The sequence below is a fragment of the Janibacter alkaliphilus genome, from assembly GCF_013408565.1.
GTDB lineage: Bacteria > Actinomycetota > Actinomycetes > Actinomycetales > Dermatophilaceae > Janibacter > Janibacter alkaliphilus.
The window spans coordinates 1,427,370-1,447,862 of the sequence record NZ_JACBZX010000001.1 but is presented as its reverse complement, the minus strand read 5'-3'; the positions used below and the strand labels follow the sequence as shown (position 1 = coordinate 1,447,862).

The 20,493-nt window shown below is 74.5% G+C and carries 21 protein-coding genes; 3 read left to right on the top strand and 18 right to left on the bottom strand.

Annotated elements, in window-relative coordinates:
• Position 1: 1 nt before the first annotated feature.
• From cobA to BJY28_RS07015, 8 genes are all read right to left on the bottom strand, one after another.
• Positions 2-814, bottom strand: coding sequence for a uroporphyrinogen-III C-methyltransferase (gene cobA / locus BJY28_RS07050; RefSeq protein ID WP_179462378.1), 813 nt, complete (start codon positions 812-814; stop codon positions 2-4).
• Positions 811-1,200, bottom strand: a complete 390-nt coding sequence (gene nirD / locus BJY28_RS07045) for a nitrite reductase small subunit NirD (protein WP_179462377.1) — start codon at positions 1,198-1,200, stop codon at positions 811-813. Before nirD ends, cobA begins: the two co-directional genes overlap by 4 nt.
• Positions 1,197-3,800 carry a nitrite reductase large subunit NirB gene (nirB, locus tag BJY28_RS07040; protein ID WP_179462376.1) on the bottom strand — a complete coding sequence of 868 codons (2,604 nt, stop codon included), beginning with the start codon at positions 3,798-3,800 and terminating at the stop codon, positions 1,197-1,199. Before nirB ends, nirD begins: the two co-directional genes overlap by 4 nt.
• A gap of 69 nt (positions 3,801-3,869) precedes the next feature.
• Entirely contained in the window at positions 3,870-5,294 is a 1,425-nt protein-coding gene (locus tag BJY28_RS07035; protein WP_179462375.1) for an FAD-dependent oxidoreductase, read from the bottom strand.
• On the bottom strand, positions 5,291-7,438 hold the full coding sequence (locus tag BJY28_RS07030; protein ID WP_179462374.1) for a molybdopterin oxidoreductase family protein: 2,148 nt from the start codon (positions 7,436-7,438) through the stop codon (positions 5,291-5,293). Before BJY28_RS07030 ends, BJY28_RS07035 begins: the two co-directional genes overlap by 4 nt.
• The gene (locus BJY28_RS07025; protein WP_179462373.1) at positions 7,438-8,847 is read right to left on the bottom strand and encodes an MFS transporter; all 1,410 of its coding nucleotides are present in this window, start codon (positions 8,845-8,847) and stop codon (positions 7,438-7,440) included. Before BJY28_RS07025 ends, BJY28_RS07030 begins: the two co-directional genes overlap by 1 nt.
• A gap of 165 nt (positions 8,848-9,012) precedes the next feature.
• Entirely contained in the window at positions 9,013-9,732 is a 720-nt protein-coding gene (gene ispD, locus BJY28_RS07020) for a 2-C-methyl-D-erythritol 4-phosphate cytidylyltransferase (RefSeq protein ID WP_179463994.1), read from the bottom strand.
• Between the two features lie 10 nt (positions 9,733-9,742).
• The gene (locus BJY28_RS07015) at positions 9,743-10,225 is read right to left on the bottom strand and encodes a CarD family transcriptional regulator (RefSeq protein ID WP_179462372.1); all 483 of its coding nucleotides are present in this window, start codon (positions 10,223-10,225) and stop codon (positions 9,743-9,745) included.
• 207 nt (positions 10,226-10,432) lie between these two features.
• Between BJY28_RS07015 and BJY28_RS07010 the strand changes: the two genes are divergently transcribed.
• On the top strand, positions 10,433-10,945 hold the full coding sequence (locus BJY28_RS07010; protein WP_179462371.1) for a hypothetical protein: 513 nt from the start codon (positions 10,433-10,435) through the stop codon (positions 10,943-10,945).
• A 117-nt stretch (positions 10,946-11,062) separates the two neighbouring features.
• On the opposite strand, the gene BJY28_RS07005 is transcribed toward BJY28_RS07010, so the two are convergent.
• Both BJY28_RS07005 and BJY28_RS07000 read right to left on the bottom strand, forming a co-directional pair.
• Positions 11,063-11,743 (bottom strand): response regulator transcription factor, encoded by a 681-nt coding sequence (locus BJY28_RS07005; protein WP_179462370.1) that lies wholly within the window; start codon positions 11,741-11,743, stop codon positions 11,063-11,065.
• Complete coding sequence (locus tag BJY28_RS07000) at positions 11,740-12,930, bottom strand: ATP-binding protein (RefSeq protein ID WP_179462369.1); 1,191 nt, start codon at positions 12,928-12,930, stop codon at positions 11,740-11,742. The genes BJY28_RS07005 and BJY28_RS07000 overlap by 4 nt, the downstream gene beginning before the upstream one ends.
• A gap of 155 nt (positions 12,931-13,085) precedes the next feature.
• Between BJY28_RS07000 and phoU the strand changes: the two genes are divergently transcribed.
• Positions 13,086-13,763 carry a phosphate signaling complex protein PhoU gene (gene phoU, locus BJY28_RS06995; protein ID WP_179462368.1) on the top strand — a complete coding sequence of 226 codons (678 nt, stop codon included), beginning with the start codon at positions 13,086-13,088 and terminating at the stop codon, positions 13,761-13,763.
• A gap of 220 nt (positions 13,764-13,983) precedes the next feature.
• Here the strand turns inward: phoU and BJY28_RS06990 are convergent, their stop codons facing one another.
• From BJY28_RS06990 to BJY28_RS06975, 4 genes are all read right to left on the bottom strand, one after another.
• Complete coding sequence (locus BJY28_RS06990) at positions 13,984-14,715, bottom strand: phosphoglyceromutase (protein WP_179462367.1); 732 nt, start codon at positions 14,713-14,715, stop codon at positions 13,984-13,986.
• Between the two features lie 68 nt (positions 14,716-14,783).
• Entirely contained in the window at positions 14,784-15,305 is a 522-nt protein-coding gene (locus BJY28_RS06985; protein WP_179462366.1) for a type III secretion system chaperone family protein, read from the bottom strand.
• A complete protein-coding gene (mshA, locus tag BJY28_RS06980; RefSeq protein ID WP_179462365.1) occupies positions 15,302-16,579 on the bottom strand; it encodes a D-inositol-3-phosphate glycosyltransferase in 1,278 nt (425 codons plus the stop codon). The genes BJY28_RS06985 and mshA overlap by 4 nt, the downstream gene beginning before the upstream one ends.
• A complete protein-coding gene (locus BJY28_RS06975) occupies positions 16,576-17,331 on the bottom strand; it encodes a hypothetical protein (RefSeq protein ID WP_179462364.1) in 756 nt (251 codons plus the stop codon). The genes mshA and BJY28_RS06975 overlap by 4 nt, the downstream gene beginning before the upstream one ends.
• Positions 17,332-17,388: 57 nt before the next feature.
• Here BJY28_RS06975 and BJY28_RS06970 point away from each other — a divergent pair, with 57 nt between their 5' ends.
• Positions 17,389-18,231, top strand: coding sequence for an O-methyltransferase (locus tag BJY28_RS06970; RefSeq protein WP_179462363.1), 843 nt, complete (start codon positions 17,389-17,391; stop codon positions 18,229-18,231).
• Here BJY28_RS06970 and BJY28_RS06965 read toward each other — a convergent pair.
• The 4 genes from BJY28_RS06965 to BJY28_RS06950 all read right to left on the bottom strand — a co-directional run bounded on the left by BJY28_RS06965 (position 18,219) and on the right by BJY28_RS06950 (position 20,490).
• A complete protein-coding gene (locus tag BJY28_RS06965) occupies positions 18,219-18,584 on the bottom strand; it encodes a cupin domain-containing protein (RefSeq protein ID WP_179462362.1) in 366 nt (121 codons plus the stop codon). The two genes, BJY28_RS06970 and BJY28_RS06965, sit on opposite strands and share 13 nt — an antisense overlap.
• Positions 18,585-18,722: 138 nt before the next feature.
• On the bottom strand, positions 18,723-19,043 hold the full coding sequence (locus BJY28_RS06960) for a DUF2516 family protein (RefSeq protein WP_179462361.1): 321 nt from the start codon (positions 19,041-19,043) through the stop codon (positions 18,723-18,725).
• Between the two features lie 9 nt (positions 19,044-19,052).
• Positions 19,053-19,493, bottom strand: coding sequence for a D-aminoacyl-tRNA deacylase (gene dtd, locus BJY28_RS06955; RefSeq protein WP_179462360.1), 441 nt, complete (start codon positions 19,491-19,493; stop codon positions 19,053-19,055).
• Positions 19,494-19,500: 7 nt separating this feature from the next.
• On the bottom strand, positions 19,501-20,490 hold the full coding sequence (locus tag BJY28_RS06950; RefSeq protein WP_179462359.1) for an asparaginase: 990 nt from the start codon (positions 20,488-20,490) through the stop codon (positions 19,501-19,503).
• Positions 20,491-20,493 lie beyond the last annotated feature (3 nt).

Sequence of the window (20,493 nt, the reverse complement as noted above, 5' to 3'; positions counted from 1 at the left end):
GTCAGGCGCTCGCCGCGACGTCCGTCGCGACCGTGCTGATCTCGCCGAGGAAGCCCTCGGCGGCGACCTCCCCGACGACGATCACCGCGGGCGAGCGGACCTGGGCATGCGCCGCGACCTCGCCGATGCTGCCCAGGTCGGCGCGCACCACCCGCTGCCGGGGCGTGCTGCCCTCCTCGACGACGGCCACCGGCGTCGCCGGGTCGGCACCGGCCGCGACCAGGTCGGCGGCGTGCCGGGCGAGGTGCATGACCCCCATGAGGATGACGATGGTGCTGCCGCCGACCGCGGCCACCGCGCGGGCCGACTCCGGCAGCTCGTCGTGGCCGTGCACCACCAGCGCGCCCGAGACCAGGCCGCGGTGGGTCACCGGCACGTCGCCGAGCGCCGGCACCGCCACCGCGCTGCTCAGCCCCGGCACGACCTCGACGTCGACGCCGGCCGCCCGGCAGGCCCGGACCTCCTCGCCGCCGCGCCCGAAGACGAAGGGGTCTCCCCCCTTCAGCCGGACGACGACCAGCCCGCGGCCGGCGCGCTCGACGAGCAGCGCGTTGATCTCCTCCTGGGTGGCCCGGTGGTGGCCTGGCGCCTTCCCGACGTCGATGACCTCGACGTGCGGCGGCAGGTCGCTGAGCAGACCGCTGGGGCCGAGCCGGTCGGTGACGACGACGTCCGCCTCGGCCAGCGCCCGGGCGGCCCGCACGGTGATGAGGTCCTCCGCCCCGGGGCCGCCGCCCACGACCAGCACCCGACCCGGGCCAGGACGGCGGTGGGTGCGGGCGCGGCGCAGCCCGAGGATGCCGGGGCGGGTCATCGCGCGCCGGCGAGGCGCACGTGCACCCGCCCGGCGACGACCTGGCAGTCGTGCACCGTGAGGTCGCGCGGCTCCTCGCCCTTGCTGTCCAGGCACGCCCCGGTCTCGAGGTCGAAGGCCTGCTTGTACATCGGCGAGATGAGCACCGGGCGATCGCCCCGGGTGCCCACGAGACCGCGTGAGAGGACCATCGCGCCAGAGTAGGGGTCGCGCTGCTGGACGGCGGCGACCTGTCCGTCATGCAGCCGCACCAGGGCCACCTGCTGGCCCTCGACCATCGCGGCGGCACCACGCTCGGGCACCAGCGCCTCCAGCGCGCACACGTCCACGGTGGCGCCCGTCGCTGCGGCCGTCGCTCCGGTCGTCGGTCCGGTCGTCGCGGTCATGAGGAACGCACCTCCAGGGTGGAGCCGGCGACGAGCACCGGGCCGGCTGATCCGTCGCGCTCCTGCGCGGTGGCGGGGCGGGCCTGGCCGCGCTCGGCGACGTAGGCCAGGGAGTCGTCGACCGTCTCCGGCGCGTTGACGAAGGGGGTGAACCGGGCCAGCTTCTCCGGGTCGGCGAGGGTGGCCGCCCACTCGTCCTCGTAGGCCCCGACGTGCTCGGCCATCATCGTGTCCAGCTCGGCGCCGATGCCCAGGCTGTCCTCGAGCAGCACCTCGCGCAGCGCGTCCAGGCCTCCTTCGTAGCCGGCCACCCAGGGCGCGGTGCGCTGCAGCCGGTCGGCGGTGGTGACGTAGTACATGAGGAAGCGGTCGATGGTGCGCACCAGGGTCTCGGTGTCCAGGTCCTCGGCCAGCAGCACCGCGTGCTTGGGGGTGAAGCCGCCGTTGCCGCCGACGTAGACGTTCCACCCCTTCTCGGTGGCGATGACGCCGACGTCCTTGCCGCGGGCCTCGGCGCACTCCCGGGCGCACCCGGAGACCCCGAGCTTGATCTTGTGCGGGCTGCGCAGCCCGCGGTAGCGCTCCTCGAGCGCCACCGCGAGGCCGACCGAGTCCTGCACCCCGAAGCGGCACCAGGTGGAGCCGACGCACGACTTCACGGTGCGCAGCGACTTGCCGTAGGCGTGCCCGGACTCGAAGCCGTGCGCGATGAGCCGCTCCCAGATCACCGGTAGCTGGTCCAGCCGGGCGCCGAAGAGGTCGATCCGCTGCCCGCCGGTGATCTTCGTGTAGAGCCCGAACTCGCGGGCGACCTCGCCGATGGCGATGAGCCCCTCGGGGGTGATCTCGCCGCCGGGCACGCGCGGGACGACGGAGTAGGTGCCGTCCTTCTGCATGTTCGCCATGACGTGGTCGTTGGTGTCCTGGAGGGTGGCGTTCTCCCCGTCGAGGACGTGCCCGCGACCCAGCGAGGAGAGGATCGAGGCGACCGTCGGCCGGCAGATGTCGCAGCCGCGCCCGGTTCCGTGGCGCTCGACCACCTCGGTGAAGGTGGTCAGCCCGGTGACCTTGACGACGTCGAAGAGCTGCGCGCGGGAGAGCTCGAAGTGCTCGCAGAGGGCGTTGCTCACCTCGATCCCGGCCTTGCTCAGCTCGTCGGTGACCAGCGACTTCACCAGCGGCAGGCAGGAGCCGCACGAGGTGCCGGCCTTGGTGCAGCCGGTGACCGCGGGCAGGTCGGTGCACCCCCCGTCGCAGACCGCGGAGCGGATCTCGCCGGCGCTGACGTTGTTGCACGAGCAGACCGTGGCCTCGTCCGGCAGCCCGTCGCCGGTGGGTGCGGCGGCCCCCTCGGGCAGCAGGTAGGCCGACGGGTCCCCGCCGAGCTCGCGGTCCAGCATCGGGCGCAGCCCGGCGTAGGCGCTGGCGTCGCCGACGAGCATCCCGCCGCGCAGGGTGCGGGCGTCGTCGCTCATGACGAGCTTCTTGTAGACCCCGGCCACCGGGTCGGAGATGGTCACCTCGAGGGTGTCCTCGGCGGCGGCGAAGGCGTCGCCGAAGCTGGCGACGTCGACGCCGAGCAGCTTGAGCTTGGTGGCGGTGTCCGCCCCGGGGAAGGTGGCGCTGCCGCCGAGCAGCCGGTCCGCGGCCACCTCGGCCATGGCGTAGCCGGGCGCGACGATCCCCCAGACCGCGCCGCCGATGCAGGCCACCTCGCCGATCGCCGAGACCGCCGGGTCCTCGGTGCGGCAGCCGTCGTCGACGAGCACCCCGCCACGCTCGCCGACCGGCAGCCCGCTCTCCCGGGCCAGCTCGTCGCGGGGGCGCACCCCGGTGGCCAGGACGACGACGTCGACCGGCAGCGGGTCCCCGTCGCCGACGTGCATGCGGTGCACCCGGCCCCGGCGCGAGGTGATCTTGGAGGTGGCGGTCGAGGTGCGAACGCTGACCCCGAGGCCCTCGATGAGCCGACGCAGCGCCTCGCCGCCGCCGGCGTCCACCTGCAGCGGCATGAGCCGGTCGGCGAACTCCACGACGGTGGTCTCGACCTCCAGCGCCCGCAGCGCCCCGGCGGCCTCCAGGCCGAGCAGGCCGCCGCCGACGACGACCCCGCGGACCGGCCGCTCCCCCACCCGGGGGCGCAGCGACTCGACGTCCTGGCGCAGCGCGGCGACGTCGTCGATGGTGCGGTAGACGAAGCAGCCGGTGAGGTCGGTGCCGGGCACCGGCGGCACCGCGGCCCGGCTGCCGGTGGCCAGCACGAGGTGGTCGTAACCGAGGGTGCGGCCGTCGCTGGTGCTGACCGTGCGGGCCTGCCGGTCCAGCCCGGTGACGGCGACCCCGCGGCGCAGGGTGACCGCCTCGTGCGCCCACAGCTCTTGGTCGCCGAGGGCCAGGTCGTCGGGGTCCCGGCCGGTGAAGTAGGAGGTGAGGGCCACCCGGTCGTAGGGGGCGCGCGGCTCCTCGGCCAGCACGGTGACCTGCCAGTCGGCGGCGGCGCCGCGGTCGATCATCGCGTCGACGAGACGTCGGGCGACCATGCCGCCACCGACGACGACGAGGTGCCGTCGGCCTGTCTGCGAGGGGGTCTCGGTGCTCATGGCCGGGACTCTACGAAGGGGGTGTTACCGGGTGGGCAACCTCGGTGTTTCACGGTCGTAAAACTCCCCTCACGCCTCGGCCGGGACGGCGGTGAGGTCGCGCACCAGCGCGCACACCTCGTCCCGGCAGCCACCGCACCCGGTGGCCGCGCGGGTGGTGGCCGAGACCGCCGCCACGTCCTGCGCGCCGTCGGCGACGGCCTGCTCGATCCGGGCTCGGCTGACCCCGGTGCACCGGCAGACCACCTGGGCGCCGGGGTCGGCGGGAGCCGCGACGGGCTGGCGCACCGGCAGCAGCAGGTGCGCCGGGTCGGCCGGCACCGGCTCGCGCTGGGTGTAGGCGAGCACCAGCCGGGTGGCCAGCTCGCCCGCGCCGACGCAGGTGGCGGCGACCAGCCGGCCGTCGCGGACGACCACCTCCAGGTGCCTCCCCGCGCCGGGATCGGAGAGGGTCAGCGCGCGGTCGTCGGGGCGGCGGGCGCCGGGCCCGCTGAGCCCCATGGTCACCACGTCGAGGGTCGCGGACTTGACCTTCACGACGTCGTCGGGCGCCGCCGGTGCCGCGGTGGCGCCCGCGCCGGTGCGGTCGAGCAGCCGGTGCACCAGGCGCTCGGCCTGGGCCCAGCCCTGAGCGACCAGCCCGCTGCCGCCCTCCGGCGGCTCGGCGCAGTCACCGACCGCGAAGATCCGCCGGTCGTCGGGGCTCGCCAGGTCGTCGCCCACGACGATCCCGCGGCGCACCGGCAGCCCGGCGCGCTCGGCGAGCCCGGTCCGGGGCTGCGTCCCGGCGGTGATGACGACGAGGTCGGTCGGCACCACCCGCTCGTCGCTCAGCCCGACACCGGTGATGCTCCCGGCCTCGCTGCGCACCTGGGCCAGCCCGACCCCGAGGTGGCGGCCGATGCCGAGGTCGTCCATGGCCAGGTCGACGACCCCGCCGGCGCCGGCGTCGAGCTGGCGGTCCATCACCGAGCCGCCCGGGTGGACGACCGAGACGCCGAGCCCCCGGCCGCGCAGCCCGGTGGCGACCTCGAGGCCGAGCACCCCGCCCCCGACGACGACCGCACGGGTGGCGTCGGCGCAGCCCGCGACGACCTCCCGGGCGTCGGCGAGGGAGCGCAGCACGTGCACCCCGCCCGGCAGCGGGTCCAGCCCGGGGACCTCGGGCACCCGCGCGGCGGCCCCGGTGGCCAGCACGAGGAAGTCGTAGCGGTGACGCTCGCCGGTGCTGTCGACGACGACCCGGTCCTGCCGGTCGATCCGGGTGGCGGCCGCGGTGACGTGCCGGACCCGGGGGTGGGTCAGCGGTGCCGAGCGGATGGACTCCTCGCTGGCCCGGCCGGCGACGACCTCGGAGAGCAGCACCCGGTTGTAGCTCGGGCCGGGCTCGTCGCCGAGCACGGTGATGGTGAAGCGTCCGTCGCCGTCCCCGGCGACGAGGTCCTCGACGAGCCGCGCGCCGACCATGCCGCCGCCGACGACGACCAGCCTCATCGGGCACCGACCCGGGTGACGGTGACCGCGGCGAGCTTGAGCTCGGGCATCGAGCTGACCGGATCGACGGCGTCGCCGATCAGCCGGTTGGCCTGCCCCTCGCCGCTCCAGTGGAAGGCCATGAAGACCTCGCCCGGGCGCACCCGGTCGCTGACCCGCGCCTGGGCGACGGCCTCGCCGTGCGCCCCGGCCAGTCGGACCAGGTCGCCCTCGGCGACGCCGATCTCCGCGGCGTGGGTGGGGTGGATCTCGACGAAGGGGGCCCCGGCCGCCTCCTCGAGCTCGGGCACCCGACGGGTCTGCGCGCCGGACTGGTAGTGCGCCAGCACCCTCCCGGTGAGCAGCCGCACCGGGGCCCCCGGGCGGCGGTCGTCGCTGGCCGGGCGCCAGGTCACCGGCAGCAGCCGGGCCCGCCCGTCCGGGGTGGGGAAGCCGTCGGCGAAGGGGCGCGGGGTGCCCGGGTGGGCGGCCTGCCCGACGCCCGTCGCCGGGCAGGGCCAGTGCAGCACCTCGCCGGCGTCGAGCCGGGCGTGGTCGATGCCGGAGTAGTCGGCGACCCCGCCGGCGCTGGCCCGGGCGAGCTCGTCGAAGACGGCCGACGCCTCCGTCTCGATCCGCACCCCCGAGCCCAGCCGGTCGGCCAGCTCGGCCCACACCTCGAGCTCGGTGCGCACCCCCGCCGGCGGCTGCACGGCGCGGCGACGGCGGATCACCCGCCCGTCGAGGTTGGTCATCGTCCCCTCCTCCTCGGCCCACTGGGTCACCGGCAGCACGACGTCGGCGGCCTGCGCGGTCTCGGACATGACGACGTCGGCGACGACGAGCAGGTCCAGCGCCGCCAGCCGCCGGTCGACGTCGGTGGCCCCGGGCACGCTGACCCGCACGTTCGCGCCGTGCACGAGCAGCGCCCGGGGGCCGCCCTCCTCGCCGAGCGAGCGGAGCAGCGCGATCGCCGCCGGCCCCTTGCCGGGCAGGTCGTCCGGGTCGACGCCCCAGACCGCGGCGACGTGCGCCCGGGCGGCCGGGTCCTCGATCGAGCGGTAGCCGGGCAGCTGGTCGGCCTTCTGCCCGTGCTCGCGGCCGCCCTGACCGTTGCCCTGCCCGGTGATCGCGCCGTAGCCGCTGCCGCGCCGGCCGACCAGCCCGAGCAGCAGCGCCAGGTCGATCGCCGCGGTGACCGTGTCCGTGCCGTGGCTGGACTGCTCCACGCCGCGCCCGGTGAGGATGTAGGCGCCCGCCCCACCGTGCCCGGGCGCGGCGACGGCCAGGGTGCGGGCGACCGCCCGCAGCCGACCGGCCGGCACCCCGCAGACCTGCTCGGCCCGCTCCGGCCACCACCGGGAGGCGCTGCGGCGCAGGTCCTCCAGCCCGGTGGTCCGCGCCGTCAGGTAGTCCTCGTCGGCGAGCCCCTCGGCGAGCACGACGTGGATGAGCGCCAGCAGCACGACGATGTCGGTGCCGGGGACCGGGTCGAGGTGCACCCCGGCGCCGTCGTCGGTGAGCTCGGCGGTGACGCTGCGCCGCGGGTCGACGACGACGAGCCCGCCGGCGCCGCGGGCCCCGGTGAGGTGGCCGACCGCCGGCGGCATGGTCTCGGCGAGGTTGCTGCCCAGCAGCAGCACCGCCTGCGCCCCGGCGACGTCGGTCAGCGGGAAGGGCAGCCCGCGGTCCATCCCGAGCTGGCGGTTGGCGGCCGCCGCGGCCGAGGACATGCAGAAGCGCCCGTTGTAGTCGATGGAGCGGCTGCGCAGCACCGTGCGGGTCCACTTGCCCAGGGTGTAGGCCTTCTCGTTGGTCAGCCCGCCCCCGCCGAAGACGGCGACCGCGTCGTGGCCGTGGGCGGCCTGCACCTCACGGATGCCGTCGGCGACCCGGGTGAGCGCGGCGTCCCAGCTGACCGGCTGCAGCGGGGCCCCCTTCGCCGGGCGTATCCACGGGGTGACCAGGCGCCCGGGCGCGGTGAGCACGGAGGCGCTGGTCCACCCCTTCTGGCACATCCCGCCGCCGCTGGTGGGCCACTCCCGTGGCGCGACCTCGACCCCGTCGGTGGTCGGCCGCAGCCGCTGCCCGCACTGCAGCGCGCAGTACGGGCAGTGGCTGTCGACGGTGCGCAGCGCCGTCGGCGCCGGGGTGGTCGCGGTCATCAGATGGACTCGGCCGCCAGGGCCGCGCCACGGCGGCGGTAGACGGTCCAGGTGAGCGCGGCCATGAGCAGGTAGGCCCCGACGAAGACGAGCAGCGCGGGCTCGAGGGTGCCGACGGCGTTCGTGCTCATGGCGAAGCCGCGGGGGATGAAGAAGCCGCCGAAGGCACCCACCGCACCGGCGATGCCGATGCACCCGGCCGCGGCCTTGCGGGCCACCGGCAGGTCGGCGGCGCTGACGCCGGAGCGGAAGACCGCCGGGATCATCCGGTAGGTCGAGCCGTTGCCGATCCCGGAGCAGGTGAAGAGCAGCAGGAAGGCGGCGAAGAAGCCGACGAAGCTCTCCGCCCGCAGGGCGGCGATGGCGCCGAGCGCGCCGACGGCCAGGCCGAGCAGGGCGACGATGGTCAGCCGGGCGCCGCCGACCTTGTCCGCCAGCGACCCGCCGAGCGGCCGGGAGACGGCGCCGATGATCGCGCCGACGAAGGCCAGCGAGGTCGGCGCCTCGGGGAACTGGGTGGCCAGCAGGGTCGGGAAGGCACCGGCGTAGCCGATGAACGAGCCGAAGGTGCCGATGTAGAGGAAGGAGATGATCCAGGTGTGCGGGTGGCGCAGCGCCACGGCGAAGGCGCCGACGTCGTTGGTCGTGCCGCGCAGGTTGTCCATGCCGCGCCAGGCGGCGATCGCGCTGATCAGGGCCAGCGGGACGAAGACGAGCCCGGCCCGCTCCAGGTGGACCCCGGCACCGATGGTGATGACCAGCGGCACGAGCATCTGGACGATGCCGGTCCCGAGGTTGCCGCCGGCGGCGTTGATGCCCAGCGCCTTGCCCTTCTCCGCCTCCGGGTAGAAGAAGGAGATGTTCGTCATCGAGCTGGCGAAGTTGCCGCCGCCGAACCCGGCCAGGGCCGCGCAGAGCAGCAGGACGCCGAAGGAGGTCTCCGGCCGGGTGACGACGACGGCCAGCGCGGTGGCCGGGAGGATGAGCAGCAGCGAGCTGATGATCGTCCAGTTGCGGCCGCCGACCAGCGGCACGGCGAAGGTGTAGGGCACCCGCAGCGTCGCCCCGACGAGGCTGGGCAGGGCGATGAGCCAGAACTGCTGGTCGAGGCTGAGCGCGAAGCCGGCGTCGTTGAGCTGCGGGACGACGACGCTCCACACCGCCCAGACGCAGAAGCCGAGGAACTCGGCGTAGACCGACCAGCCGAGGTTGCGCCGGGCGATCCGTCGTCCGCGGGCGAGCCACTGGCCGCGGTTCTCCGGGTCCCAGCCCTCGATCCAGCGGCCGGGGGTGGTGACCAGGCCGAAGCTGTCGTCGCTGCCGGTGGCCGGCGCCGCGGAGCTCGGGCCGGCCGCGGCGGCCGTGGTCGTGCCGTCCGGTGCCTGCGGGGGCGTGCCGCTGAGGGTCATCGGGCCACTCCTTCGCCGTCGTCCCCCAGGGCGGGGACGCTCAGCAGCACACCCTGCTCACCTCGTGTTACGCGGGGCGGGCAGCGGCGGTAAAACGCCCGTAACCATCACCTCACAGGCGCCGGCAGCCCTGTGTGAGAGGTGATCCGGGTCACCGCATCTGCGTCACCGCATCTGCGCCAGCAGGCGCTCGGCGTCGGCCAGGTCGGCCGGGCCGGTGATCTTGAAGGCGTGCGGGTGACCCTCGACCACGACCACCTCGTGGCCCAGCGCCTCGACGAGGGCGGCGTCGTCGGTGGCCGTGGTGGCGCTGGCGTAGGCCGCGCGGAGCACGTCGGCGGCGAAGCCCTGCGGGGTCTGCACCGCGCGCAGCCCGGCACGCTCGGGGGTGGCGGTGATGACGCCGCGCTCGTCGACGACCTTGATGGTGTCCACGACCGGCAGCCCGGGGACCACCCCGGCCGCGCCGGCGCGCACCGCGTCGACGACCCGGGTGAAGACCTCCGGCGGGGTGAGGCAGCGCGCCGCGTCGTGGACGAGCACCACCTCGGTCTGCGGCGGCAGCGCGGCCAGCCCGGCCGCCACCGAGTCGGTGCGCTCGGCCCCGCCGGCGACCACCGTGGCGTGCACGCAGCCGCAGCCGGTCTCGAGCTCGACCATCTCCTGCGCGTGCGCGACCCGGTCGGCGGGCACGACGAGCACGACCTCGCCGATCCCGGTGACGGCGATGACGTGCAGGGCGTGCTCGATGAGGCTGTCGCCGCCGACCTCGACGAAGGCCTTGGGCCGGTCCGCCCCGAGGCGGGTGCCGGACCCGGCGGCGACGACGACGACGCCCGCACCCTCGAGGGTGCGGGCGTCGTGCGTGCAGTCGTCGGTGCTCAGCGGGGCTGCCTCAGGAGGCGAGGACCTCGTCGAGCATGACCTCGGCCTTGTCCTCGTCGGTCTTCTCGGCCAGCGCCAGCTCGGAGACGAGGATCTGCCGGGCCTTGGCCAGCATCCGCTTCTCGCCGGCGGACAGGCCCCGGTCCTGCTCGCGGCGCCACAGGTCACGGACGACCTCGGCGACCTTGATGACGTCGCCGGAGGCGAGCTTCTCGAGGTTGGCCTTGTAGCGGCGCGACCAGTTGGTCGGCTCCTCCGCGTGCGGGGTGCGCAGCACCTCGAAGACGCGGTCCAGGCCCTCCTTGTTGACGACGTCCCGGACGCCGACGAGGTCGCAGTTCTCTGCGGGAACCTCGATGGTGAGATCGCCCTGGGCGACCTTCAGCTTGAGGTACTGCTTCTCCACACCCTTGATGGTGCGGACCTTGATCTCTTCGATGAGCGCTGCCCCGTGATGGGGGTACACGACCGTCTCGCCGACCTTGAAAACCATATGGAGGATTCCCCTTTCGCGACCTCCAGATTATCACGGCGTGTCGTAGGTCATGCTCACCTCACCCCGCCCTAGACTCCACCGCTCGCCATCCGAGACGGGCCGCGCCCGTCGACACCTGGCCTGGTGGCGGGGCTGCCGGAGCCCGTCACGCACGCCCGGCGACCTGTCCACGACAGCCGTTGCTGCGCCGGTAGGCTGGCCCCCGTGAAGCGCTCCCTCCTGCACCGTGGCGGTATGGCCCTGACCCTGGTCGCGCTGGCCGGGGCGACCGGCTGCGGGGTGAACTCCCCGGTCCAGACCGCCGAGACGATGGACCCCAGCGACGGCGTCAACGTCGACCTCGGCGACGTCGACATCCGCAGCCTGGCGCTGGTCGGCGGCCGCGAGACGAGCGAGGCGACGCTCACCGGTGCCGTGGAGAACTCCGGCAGCGAGGCGGTCACCCTGACCGTCGGCGGCCAGGCGGAGAACGTCGAGATCGAGGTCCCGGCCGGCGAGATCGTGCAGATCTCCGGCGACGGCGAGACCGTCTCGCTGGGGCAGGGCGAGGCGAATCCCGGCGACGTCGTCGAGCTGGCGATGAGCACCGGCGCGGACGAGACCACCGCCGCGGTGCCGCTGCTCGAGCCGCACGGCTACTACGAGGAGTACGCCCCCGAGGGCTGGACCCCGAGCCCCACCGAGAGCGAGCACGAGGAGGGCGAGGGCGGGCACTGACCCGCGGCTGTCCCCCTTCGCCCGTCTCCCCTTCGCCTCCGGTCGAGGTGATCCACGCCGCCGAAGGGGGCGCCGATCACCTCGACCCGCGGGATGTCGCCCGAGGTTCCGCTCGGCTCAGGCCTCGAACTTGTAGCCCAGCCCGCGCACGGTGACGATGTGCTGCGGCCGGGCCGGGTCCGGCTCGATCTTCGCCCGCAGCCGCTTGACGTGCACGTCGAGGGTCTTGGTGTCGCCGACGTAGTCGCTGCCCCAGACCCGGTCGATGAGCTGGACCCGGGTGAGCACCCGGCCGCAGTTGCGCAGCAGCAGCTCGAGCAGCTCGAACTCCTTCAGCGGCAGCGGGGTGGTCTGCCCGTCGACGGTGACCACGTGCCGCTCGACGTCCATCCGCACCGGCCCCGCCTCCACGGTCGCCGGGACCAGCTCCTCGGGCTCGGCGCCGCGCCGCAGCACCGCCTTGATCCGGGCCAGCAGCTCGCGCGAGCTGTACGGCTTGGTGACGTAGTCGTCGGCGCCGATCTCCAGCCCGACGACCTTGTCGATCTCGCCGTCCTTGGCGGTCAGCATGATCACCGGGACGTTGGAGGTCGCCCGGATCTCCCGGCAGACGTCGACCCCGGAGAGCCCGGGCAGCATGAGGTCGAGCAGCACGAGATCGGCGCCCTGGCTGGTGAAGGAGGCCAGGGCGGCGTTGCCGTCCTCGGCCACGTCGACGTCGTAGCCCTCCTTGCTCAGCAGGTACGACAGAGGGTCCGAGAAGGACACCTCGTCCTCGACGACGAGGATGCGGGTCATCGGGCGTTCTCCTTCGATGATGCGTCCAGGGTGGACGGTGCGTTCGCCGCCGGCCGGCCGGGCAGCGACTCTGGTGCTGCCGGCAGACGGATGGTGAAGGTGGAGCCGTGCTCGCCGTCGCTCCAGACCTGCACGTCGCCGCCGTGGTTGGCGCAGACGTGCTTGACGATGGACAGCCCCAGGCCGGTGCCGCCGGTGGACCGGGAGCGGGCCGCGTCGATGCGGTAGAAGCGCTCGAAGATGCGCTCCTGCTCGGCCGCCGCGATGCCGGGCCCCTGGTCGGTGACGGCGATCTCGACGGTCTCGCCGCGCAGCCGGGCGCCGACGCCCACCTGGGTGCCGGCCTCGGAGTAGGTGATCGCGTTGCCGACGAGGTTGCGCACCGCGGTCACCAGCAGGTCGACGTCGCCGCGGACGTAGAGGTCGTCGGCGACCTTGTCGGTGAGGGTGATCCGCTTGGTCTCGGCGCCGACCCGCAGGTGGTCCAGGGCGAGCTGGACGACGTCCTCGATGTCGACGAGGCCCGGGTCGAGCAGCGCCGAGGCGCCCTGCAGCCGGGAGAGCTCGACGATCTCCTGGATGAGCGCGGAGAGCCGCTTGGCCTCGGTCTGCATGCGCTGGGCGAAGCGGTGCACGGTCTCCGGGTCGTCCTTGGCGTCGACGAGCGCCTCGGCGAGGATGGCGATGCCGCCGACCGGGGTCTTCAGCTCGTGGCTGACGTTGGCGACGAAGTCGCGGCGGACCTCCTCGACCCGGCGCGCCTGGGACTGGTCCTCGACGAGCAGCAGCACGTGCCGGGCGCCCAGCGGGGCGACCCGCGCCTGGACGTGCGCGGTCAGCCCGAGGCCGCCGCGGCGGGCCAGGTCGAGATGGTGCTCGCGGATGGTGCCGTCGCGGCGCACCTGGTCGACGATCTCGGCCAGCTCGGGGTGCACCAGGCGGCCGTGCCGGACCAGGCCGAAGGTGAGCGCCGCCGGGCTGGTCGTGACCACCAGACCGGCCTCGTCGACGACGATCCCGCTGGAGCGCAGCACGGCCAGCACGTCGCCGACGCCCGGGGGCAGCTCGGGCTCCGGCTCGGCCGGCACCGCCCGCTCGTGGTCGCTCCAGACGATGGCAGCCCAGACCAGCAGCGAGAGGAAGATCCCGGCGAGGCCACCCAGGATTGCCGCGGTCGTTGGCTGCACGTCACCGAGAGTACGCGGCGAGGGCACCTGCGCCGCCGCGGTCCCGGGCGGCCAACGGGTGACTACCGCCTGTTCACCTGGCGTCCCGGGTACGTTCATACGGGCGCGCTTTGCTGGCGCGCGTCCCCGGCCGACCCTGCCCACAGGAGCCCGTAGTGCGTGAAGTCTTCCACGGCGACCTCGACCAGGTCACCAGCGACCTCGTCGAGATGTGCGCCCTGGTCCGCACCGCCGTCGAGCGTGCCACCCAGGCGATCCTCGACGCCGACGTCCAGGTCGCCGAGCAGGTCATCGCCGACGACCACACCATCGACCAGACCCGCCACGAGCTGGACGCGCTGGCCATCGACCTGCTCGCCCGGCAGGCTCCGGTGGCCACCGACCTGCGCCGGGTGGTCACCGCCATGCGCATGTCCGGCGAGATCGAGCGGATGGGCGACCTCGCCCGCCACGTCGCCAAGCTGACCCGGCTGCGCTACCCCGAGCCGGCGGTCCCCGACGAGCTGCGCGACCTGATCACCCGGATGGGTGACGTCGCCAACCGGATCGTCGCCAAGGCCGGGGTCGTCGTCGCCGAGCACGACGGCCTGGAGGTGCACGAGGTCGAGCTCATCGACGACGAGCTCGACGCGCTGCACCGCGAGATGTACACCCGGATCACCAGCGAGTCGTGGACCTACGGCCCGGGTACCGCGGTCGACATGGCCCTGCTCGGCCGCTACTACGAGCGCTTCGGCGACCACGCCGTCTCGGTCGCCCGCCGGGTGAACTACATGGTCACCGGCGAGCTCGACGGCCTCCCCGACGTCGACGAGCGCGACGACATCATCTGACCCCCTTTATCGGGTAACCCGATAAAGGCTCGGTCGCGGGGGAAGGCTTCTCCGGGAAGCGAGAGGTTCTCGCCCGCCGCGGGTTCTCGCCCACCGCAGGTTCTCGCCTCGCCCGTTCCACCGCACCGGCATGACGAAGGGGGTGGACCACCAGCTGGTGGTCCACCCCCTTCGTCGTGCCCGGGTGCTCGTCGTGCTCAGTGCTTGTCGCGCCGGGCCCTCAGCGCCCCTGGCTGGCGACCGCGGCCGCCTCGGCTGCGGCGGCCTCCGGGTCGAGGTAGCGCCCGGGCGCGGTCGGCATGTGGTCCTCGCCGAGCTCGTAGACCAGCGGCATGCCGGTGGGGATGTTCAGCCCGGCGATGTCCTCGTCGCTGATCCCGTCGAGGTGCTTGACCAGGGCCCGCAGGCTGTTGCCGTGCGCGGTCACCAGCACGGTCCGGCCGGCGTCGAGGTCCTCCTGGATCGGCCCCTCCCAGTACGGCATGAGGCGCGCGATGACGTCCTTGAGGCACTCGGTGCGTGGCACCTCGATGTCCGCGTAGCGCGGGTCGCCGGACTGGTCGTACTCGCTGCCGGCCTCGATCTCCGGGGGCGGGGTGTCGAAGGAGCGGCGCCACAGCATGAACTGCTCCTCGCCGTACTTCTCCCGGGTCGCCGCCTTGTCCAGGCCCTGCAGCGCGCCGTAGTGCCGCTCGTTGAGCCGCCAGTCGCGGCGTACCGGGATCCAGTGCCGGTCGCAGACGTCGAGGGCGAGGTTGGCGGTGGTGATGGCTCGGCGCAGCAGCGAGGTGTGCAGCACGTCCGGCAGCAGGCCGTTGTCGCGCAGCAGCTCCCCGCCGCGGACCGCCTCGGACCGGCCGGCCTCGATGAGGTCGACGTCGACCCACCCGGTGAAGAGGTTCTTCTCGTTCCAGTCGGAGCGGCCGTGACGCAGCAGGATGAGTGTCGACATGCGGCCAGCCTAGCCGCGCGAGCGTGGCCGACGCGGCCCGTGACCACGCGGCCCGCGCAGCCAGGCGTTCAGTCGTGCTCGAGCACCGAGCGGAAGGCCTCGAGGTTGCGCAGCGACTCGCCGTTCTTGACCCGCCAGTCCCACTCCTTCTGCATCGAGGAGCGGAAGCCGAGCAGCAGCAGCTCGTTGAAGGGCGCGTCCGCGGCGTCCAGCACCACCCCGAAGAGCTGGTCCACCAGCTCGGCGGTGACCGCGCCCAGCGGGATCCGGCCGGTGACGTAGACGTCACCGGAGGCGTCGATCGCGTAGGCCAGCCACGGCATCCGCAGGTTGCGCCGGAGCAGGTAGCGATAGACCTCGGCGTGGTTCTCGTCGGCGTTGCGGATGACGAAGGCGGACACCGAGAGCGCCTGCTCGCCGACCACCAGGGAGGTGACCGTGCGCAACTTCTTCTCCCCGGGGAGGGTGACGACGAGCTCCTCCTCGCCGCGGGCCCCGTGCTCCCACTCCAGCTCGGAGTCCTGGAGCACCTGCCGGACGGTGCTCACCACTTCGGCACGCTGCGGGCTCAGGTCGCTGCCGGCCGTCATCGGATCGCCTCCTGGGGGTTGGTCGTCGCCTCTCGGGCGGCGCGCTCGGCCACCGCCCCACGGTAGACCTCGAGCAGCCGGTCGGTGGTGCGGTCCCAGCCGAAGTCCTGGGCGTGCGCACGAGCGCGCACCGAGAGCTCGGCGGCCAGGGCCGGGTCGTCGAGCACCCGGGTGATCTCGGCCGCCCACCGCGCCGAGTCGTGGTCGCCGAGCAGGATGCCGGCGTCGCCGACGGCGGTCGGCAGGCCGCCCCGGTCGGCGGCGAGCACCACCGCGCCGCTGGCCTGCGCCTCGACCGCGACGAGCCCGAAGGACTCGTTGTAGGACGGGACCGCGACGACGTCGGCGGCGCGGTACCAGGCGGCCAGGGTCTCCCGGCTGACCGGCGGGTGCAGGTGCACGACGTCGTCGACGCCGAGCTCGGCGGCCAGCTCGCGCAGGCTGTCCGGCGCCTCCAGGCCCCGGCCGGAGGCTCCACCGAGGACGGCGACGTGCAGCCGCTCGCGCAGCTCGGGGCGCCGCTCGAGCAGCTCGGCCGCGGCCCGGACGAGCACGTCGGGGGCCTTCAGCGGCTGGATGCGGCCGACGTAGAGCAGCAGCAGCGCGTCGGCCGGGACGGCCAGCCCCTCCCGGGCCGCATCCTGGTCACCGGGGGCGAAGGTGGTCAGGTCCACCCCGGGCGGCACGACGACCACCGAGGCGGGGTCGGCCGCGTAGAGGTCGACGAGCTCCTCGGCCTCGCGGTCGGTGCTGGCCACCAGCCGGTCGGCCACCTCGACGACCTGGGCCTCACCGATCTCCCGGCCGGGCGGCTCGGGCACGTCGTCGGCGGCGAGCTGGGCGTTCTTCACCCGCGCCATGGTGTGCATGGTGTGCACCAGCGGCACCCGCCAGCGGTCGGCGACCAGCCATCCCACCTGCCCGGAGAGCCAGTAGTGCGAGTGCACGACGTCGTAGTAGCCGTCCGGCGCCGCCGCGAGCACCCGGCTGAGCCCGGCGGTGAAGGCGCACAGCTGACCCGGCAGCTCGTCTTTCGACAGCCCCTCGTAGGGCCCGGCATCGACGTGGTGGACGACCACCCCGGGCGCCATCGGCACCGTCGCGGGCTGGTCGGCGGCGGTGCGCCGGGTGAAGATCTCCACCTCGACCCCCCGAGCCGCCAGCTGACGGGCGGTCTCGACGACGTAGACGTTCATGCCGCCGGCGTCACCGCTGCCCGGCTGGTCCAGCGGCGAGGTGTGCACGCTGAGCATGGCCACCCGCTGCACGCTCATGCCCCCGGCCCCTGACGCTCGCTGGTGACGGTCAGCTCGGCGGTCGGCGCCCACACATGGATGTCGGTGTGCCCCACCTCGCGCAGGTCCACCGCCCGGTCGACCTGCGCCGGCCCGACGGTCACGTCGGTGCTCAGCCCGTGCCGGTAGACCCCGTCGTCGGCCGGCGCGTCGTCGTGCACCCACCACGCCCGGCGCTTGAGGTCGCGCTCGGGCAGCCACGGGTCCAGACCGTTGCTGGCTGACTCCTGGGCCGAGTGCACGACCACCCCGGCGGCGCCCTCGACGTGCACGTCCAGAGCGATCACGTCGTCCTCGTAGCGGACGGTGATGATCGTCGGCAGGCGCTCGTCCCCGTCGACGAGCACCCCGGTCCAGCGCACCTCGCCCGGGGTGGTGGTGACCAGCCGCTCGATCTGCAGGTTGCTCACCGCACGGTCGAGGTCCTCGCGGCGGTCGCTGCCCTCGCCGCTGACGTCCCCGCGGACCGCGGTGACCGGGGAGCCGCCGCGGACGGTGCGGAAGAGGGTGTCGCCGTCGTCGCTGATCGTCAGACCGCCGGTGTCGAGGGAGACCGCCCGCCCGTCACCGAGGGTGATCAGCCCGCTGGCGCCCGGGGCGATCTGCAGCAGGCCCGGCGGGGTCAGCTGCACCCCGGAGTCGCGGCCGACCAGGCCCGGCCCGTAGGTGCGCACCCCGATGACCAGCGCACCGCACAGCGACACGAGCAGGGCCACCATGCTCCAGCTCACGCGTCGGTCGGGTCGCCACACGAGGTCCACCATAGGCGGGCGGCCTAGGCTGGCGACGTGCCCAGCCCCCGACCCGTCGGCAGCATCACCCGGGGCACCACCAACCCCAACCGGCTGCGACGGGTCGACCGCTGGCTGCTGGGCACGCACCGGCGGCTGCTGACCTCCGGACCGGCGCCGATGCTCGTCGACCTGGGGTACGGCGCCACCGGGACCACCACGGCCGAGTGGCACGCCCGGGTCCGGGCGGTGCGCGCGGACGCGCAGGTGGTCGGGCTGGAGATCGACCCGGACCGGGTGGAGGCCGCCCGCCCGATGTCCCGGCCGGGGCTCACCTTCGCCCGGGGCGGGTTCGAGGTCCCGCTGCAGGGGGGCGGCACCGCCCGGGTGATCCGGGCGCTGAACGTGCTGCGCCAGTACGACGAAGGGGAGGTGCCCGCGGCCTGGGCCACGCTCCGGGACCGGCTGGACCCCGACGGGATCGTCGTCGACGGCACCTGCGACGAGCTCGGCCGGCTCGGGTCCTGGGTGACCCTGGGGCGCGAGGGGCCGCGCACCCTGACGCTGTCGTGGCGGGTGCGCGAGCTCGCGGTGGACCGGCCGCCCTCGGTCGTCGCCGAGCGGCTGCCCAAGGCGCTGATCCACCGCAACGTGCCGGGGGAGCCGGTGCACCGGCTGCTCGCCGATCTCGACGAGGCCTGGTCCCGTGCCGCCGGGTGGGCGCCCTACGGCGCCCGGCAGCGCTTCCTCGCCGCGGTGGACACGCTGGCCGCGCAGCACGCGGTGATCGGCGGCCGGGAGCGGTGGCGCCTCGGCGAGGTGACCGTGCCGTGGACGCTGGTGGCGCCGTCCGGCGGACCCGGCGAGACGGGTCGCCCGGAGGCCGGTCAGCGCGAGTAGTCGTCCTCGAGCCGGACGATGTCGTCCTCGTCGAAGTGCCCGTAGCCCACCTCGAGGACCCGGCCCGGGCGCTCGCCGGAGTTCGCCATCCGGTGCACGGCCCCCTGGGCCACCCAGACCTGCTCTCCGGGTGCGGCGCTCCAGGTCTCCTCGCCGACGGTGACGTCGATCGGCACGTCGAGCACCTGCCACAGCTCGGCGCGGTGCTGATGGGTCTGCAGCGACAGCCGGTGGCCCGGGTCGACGGTGATGATCTTCACCGTGGTCGGCTCGTTGAGGGTGAGCTGCTGGAAGCTCCCCCACGGTCGCTCGGAGACGAACGTCGCCTCGCGCGGGTCCTCGATCCCCGTCACCACGATCCCCCTTCGGTCGGACGTCAGGACGTGCGCCCGCCATTGTGCATGACGCGGCCGGTGATCTCCTGCCGCCACCGGTCGGACGCGTCGGTGGGGCGGCACGCGGGCGGGGTCGGGCCCTCCTGGTGGGTCCGCTCAGCCCCAGCGGCCGTGCGAGCGGTTGCCCCGGCCGAGGACCTGCTCGATGGCCGGCTTGACGTCGGCGAGGTAGATCGCCGCGATGACGAAGCCGATGATGGACAGCAGACCGATGCCCCCACCGAGCACCGCGAAGCCGAGCAGGGCGCCGACGCCGAGGGCGACCCCCCAGAACGTCTTCGTCCGCTTGCCGGCGGCCACGAAGGCGTCCGGGCGCTGGCGCAGCGCGTGCTGCAGCGCGTAGACCTCGACGATCAGGGCGACCAGGCCGAGGCCGTAGATGATGAGCATCTGGATGTCGCCGACGAGGGAGGCCATCTGCTCAGCCTACGACGGCGGCTCGGGCGGGGCGTCGACCAGGATCGTCACCGGCCCGTCGCCGTGGACGTCCACGGCCATGTCGGCGCCGAACCGGCCGGTGGCGACGGTCAGGCCGCGCTCGCGCAGACCGTCGGCGACCGCGTCGACCAGCGGCTCGGCCACGTCGCCGGGAGCGGCCGCGCCCCAGGAGGGGCGGCGGCCCTTGCGGGTGTCGGCGTAGAGGGTGAACTGGCTGACCACGAGCACCTCGCCGCCGGCGTCGAGCACCGAGGTCTCGCCGGCCATGATCCGCAGCTCGGCGATCTTGCGGACGGTGGTGGCCACCTGCGCCGGGCCGTCGTCGTGGGTGGCGCCGACCAGCGCGACCAGCCCGGGACCGATCTCGCCGACGGTCTCGCCGGCGACGCGCACCCGGGCGGCGCTGACCCGTTGCAGCACGGTCCTCATCGGCCGGTCACCCGTGGTCCTCGCTGAGGTCGAGGGCGGTCACCGCGCCGACCGGGCGCCCGCCGCCGAGCACCGGCTGGTCGGCGAGGGCGGCGAGCCCGGGGGTGTCGTGCCCGCCGGCGCGCAGCGCGGCCACGAGCAGCGCGACCCGGGCCCGTGGGGTGGCGGCGCCGTCGACCACCTTGAGCGCGATCCCGGTGCCGTCCGGCGTCCCGGCGGCGTAGACCGACTCGGCGCCGTCCTTGGCGATGCCGCCCGGCAGGGCCCGCATCACGGCGGTGACGTCGCGCCCTTCGCCACCGACCATCTCCGGGGCGGCGCGCATCGCGTCGGCGACCGTGCGCTCCGGCCCGTCGGTGGCGGCGGCCAGCCCGCCGAACGCCCGGGCGACGCCGATCAGCGGGACGGCGAAGAGGTGCGCCCCGCAGCCGTCCACGGTGGTGGCCGTGACCGGGCCGCAGCGCTCGGCGACCGTGTCCCGGATGGCCTGCTGCAGCGGGTGGTCGGGGTCGAGGTAGCCGGTGGTGGGCCAGCCGCGCAGGTGGCAGGTGAGCAGCATCCCGGCGTGCTTGCCGGAGCAGTCCTGGGCGATCGGCTCGGGGTCGCGGCCGGCGGCGATCCAGCGGGCCCGCTCGACCTCGCCGAGCGGCAGCTCGGGGGCGTTGCCGAGGTCGTCCGGGGTCAGCCCGGCCCGGGCGAGGATCTCGGCGACCCCCTCCCGGTGGGCCGGCTCGGCGGAGTGGCTGGCGCAGACCAGGGCGAGCAGGTGCGGCGGCAGGTCGAGCCCGAGGCGGACCATCGCCAGCGCCTGGACCGGCTTGAGGCAGGAGCGGGGCAGCACCGGCTCCGCGACGGCGCCGTGCTCGATGGTGGCGCGGCCGTCCGGGCCGGTCACCACGAGGCGGGCGTGGTGCACGGACTCGACGACGCCCCCGCGGGTCACGTGGACCAGTGCGGGGGCGTCGCCCAAGGGGTGCGGGCCGGGGGTCGCGCTCACGCG

Coding starts and splice junctions, on each gene's coding strand:
- BJY28_RS06960 (WP_179462361.1), bottom strand. CDS start 19,043: ATGGCCTCCCTCGTCGGCGACATCCAGATGCTCATCATCTACGGCCTC.
- BJY28_RS07005 (WP_179462370.1), bottom strand. CDS start 11,743: ATGACCCGCATCCTCGTCGTCGAGGACGAGGTGTCCTTCTCGGACCCT.
- BJY28_RS07015 (WP_179462372.1), bottom strand. CDS start 10,225: ATGGTTTTCAAGGTCGGCGAGACGGTCGTGTACCCCCATCACGGGGCA.
- nirB (WP_179462376.1), bottom strand. CDS start 3,800: ATGAGCACCGAGACCCCCTCGCAGACAGGCCGACGGCACCTCGTCGTC.
- BJY28_RS07030 (WP_179462374.1), bottom strand. CDS start 7,438: ATGACCGCGACCACCCCGGCGCCGACGGCGCTGCGCACCGTCGACAGC.
- mshA (WP_179462365.1), bottom strand. CDS start 16,579: ATGAGCGTGCAGCGGGTGGCCATGCTCAGCGTGCACACCTCGCCGCTG.
- cobA (WP_179462378.1), bottom strand. CDS start 814: ATGACCCGCCCCGGCATCCTCGGGCTGCGCCGCGCCCGCACCCACCGC.
- BJY28_RS07025 (WP_179462373.1), bottom strand. CDS start 8,847: ATGACCCTCAGCGGCACGCCCCCGCAGGCACCGGACGGCACGACCACG.
- nirD (WP_179462377.1), bottom strand. CDS start 1,200: ATGACCGCGACGACCGGACCGACGACCGGAGCGACGGCCGCAGCGACG.
- dtd (WP_179462360.1), bottom strand. CDS start 19,493: ATGAGGACCGTGCTGCAACGGGTCAGCGCCGCCCGGGTGCGCGTCGCC.
- BJY28_RS06985 (WP_179462366.1), bottom strand. CDS start 15,305: ATGACGGCCGGCAGCGACCTGAGCCCGCAGCGTGCCGAAGTGGTGAGC.
- BJY28_RS06990 (WP_179462367.1), bottom strand. CDS start 14,715: ATGTCGACACTCATCCTGCTGCGTCACGGCCGCTCCGACTGGAACGAG.
- BJY28_RS07035 (WP_179462375.1), bottom strand. CDS start 5,294: ATGAGGCTGGTCGTCGTCGGCGGCGGCATGGTCGGCGCGCGGCTCGTC.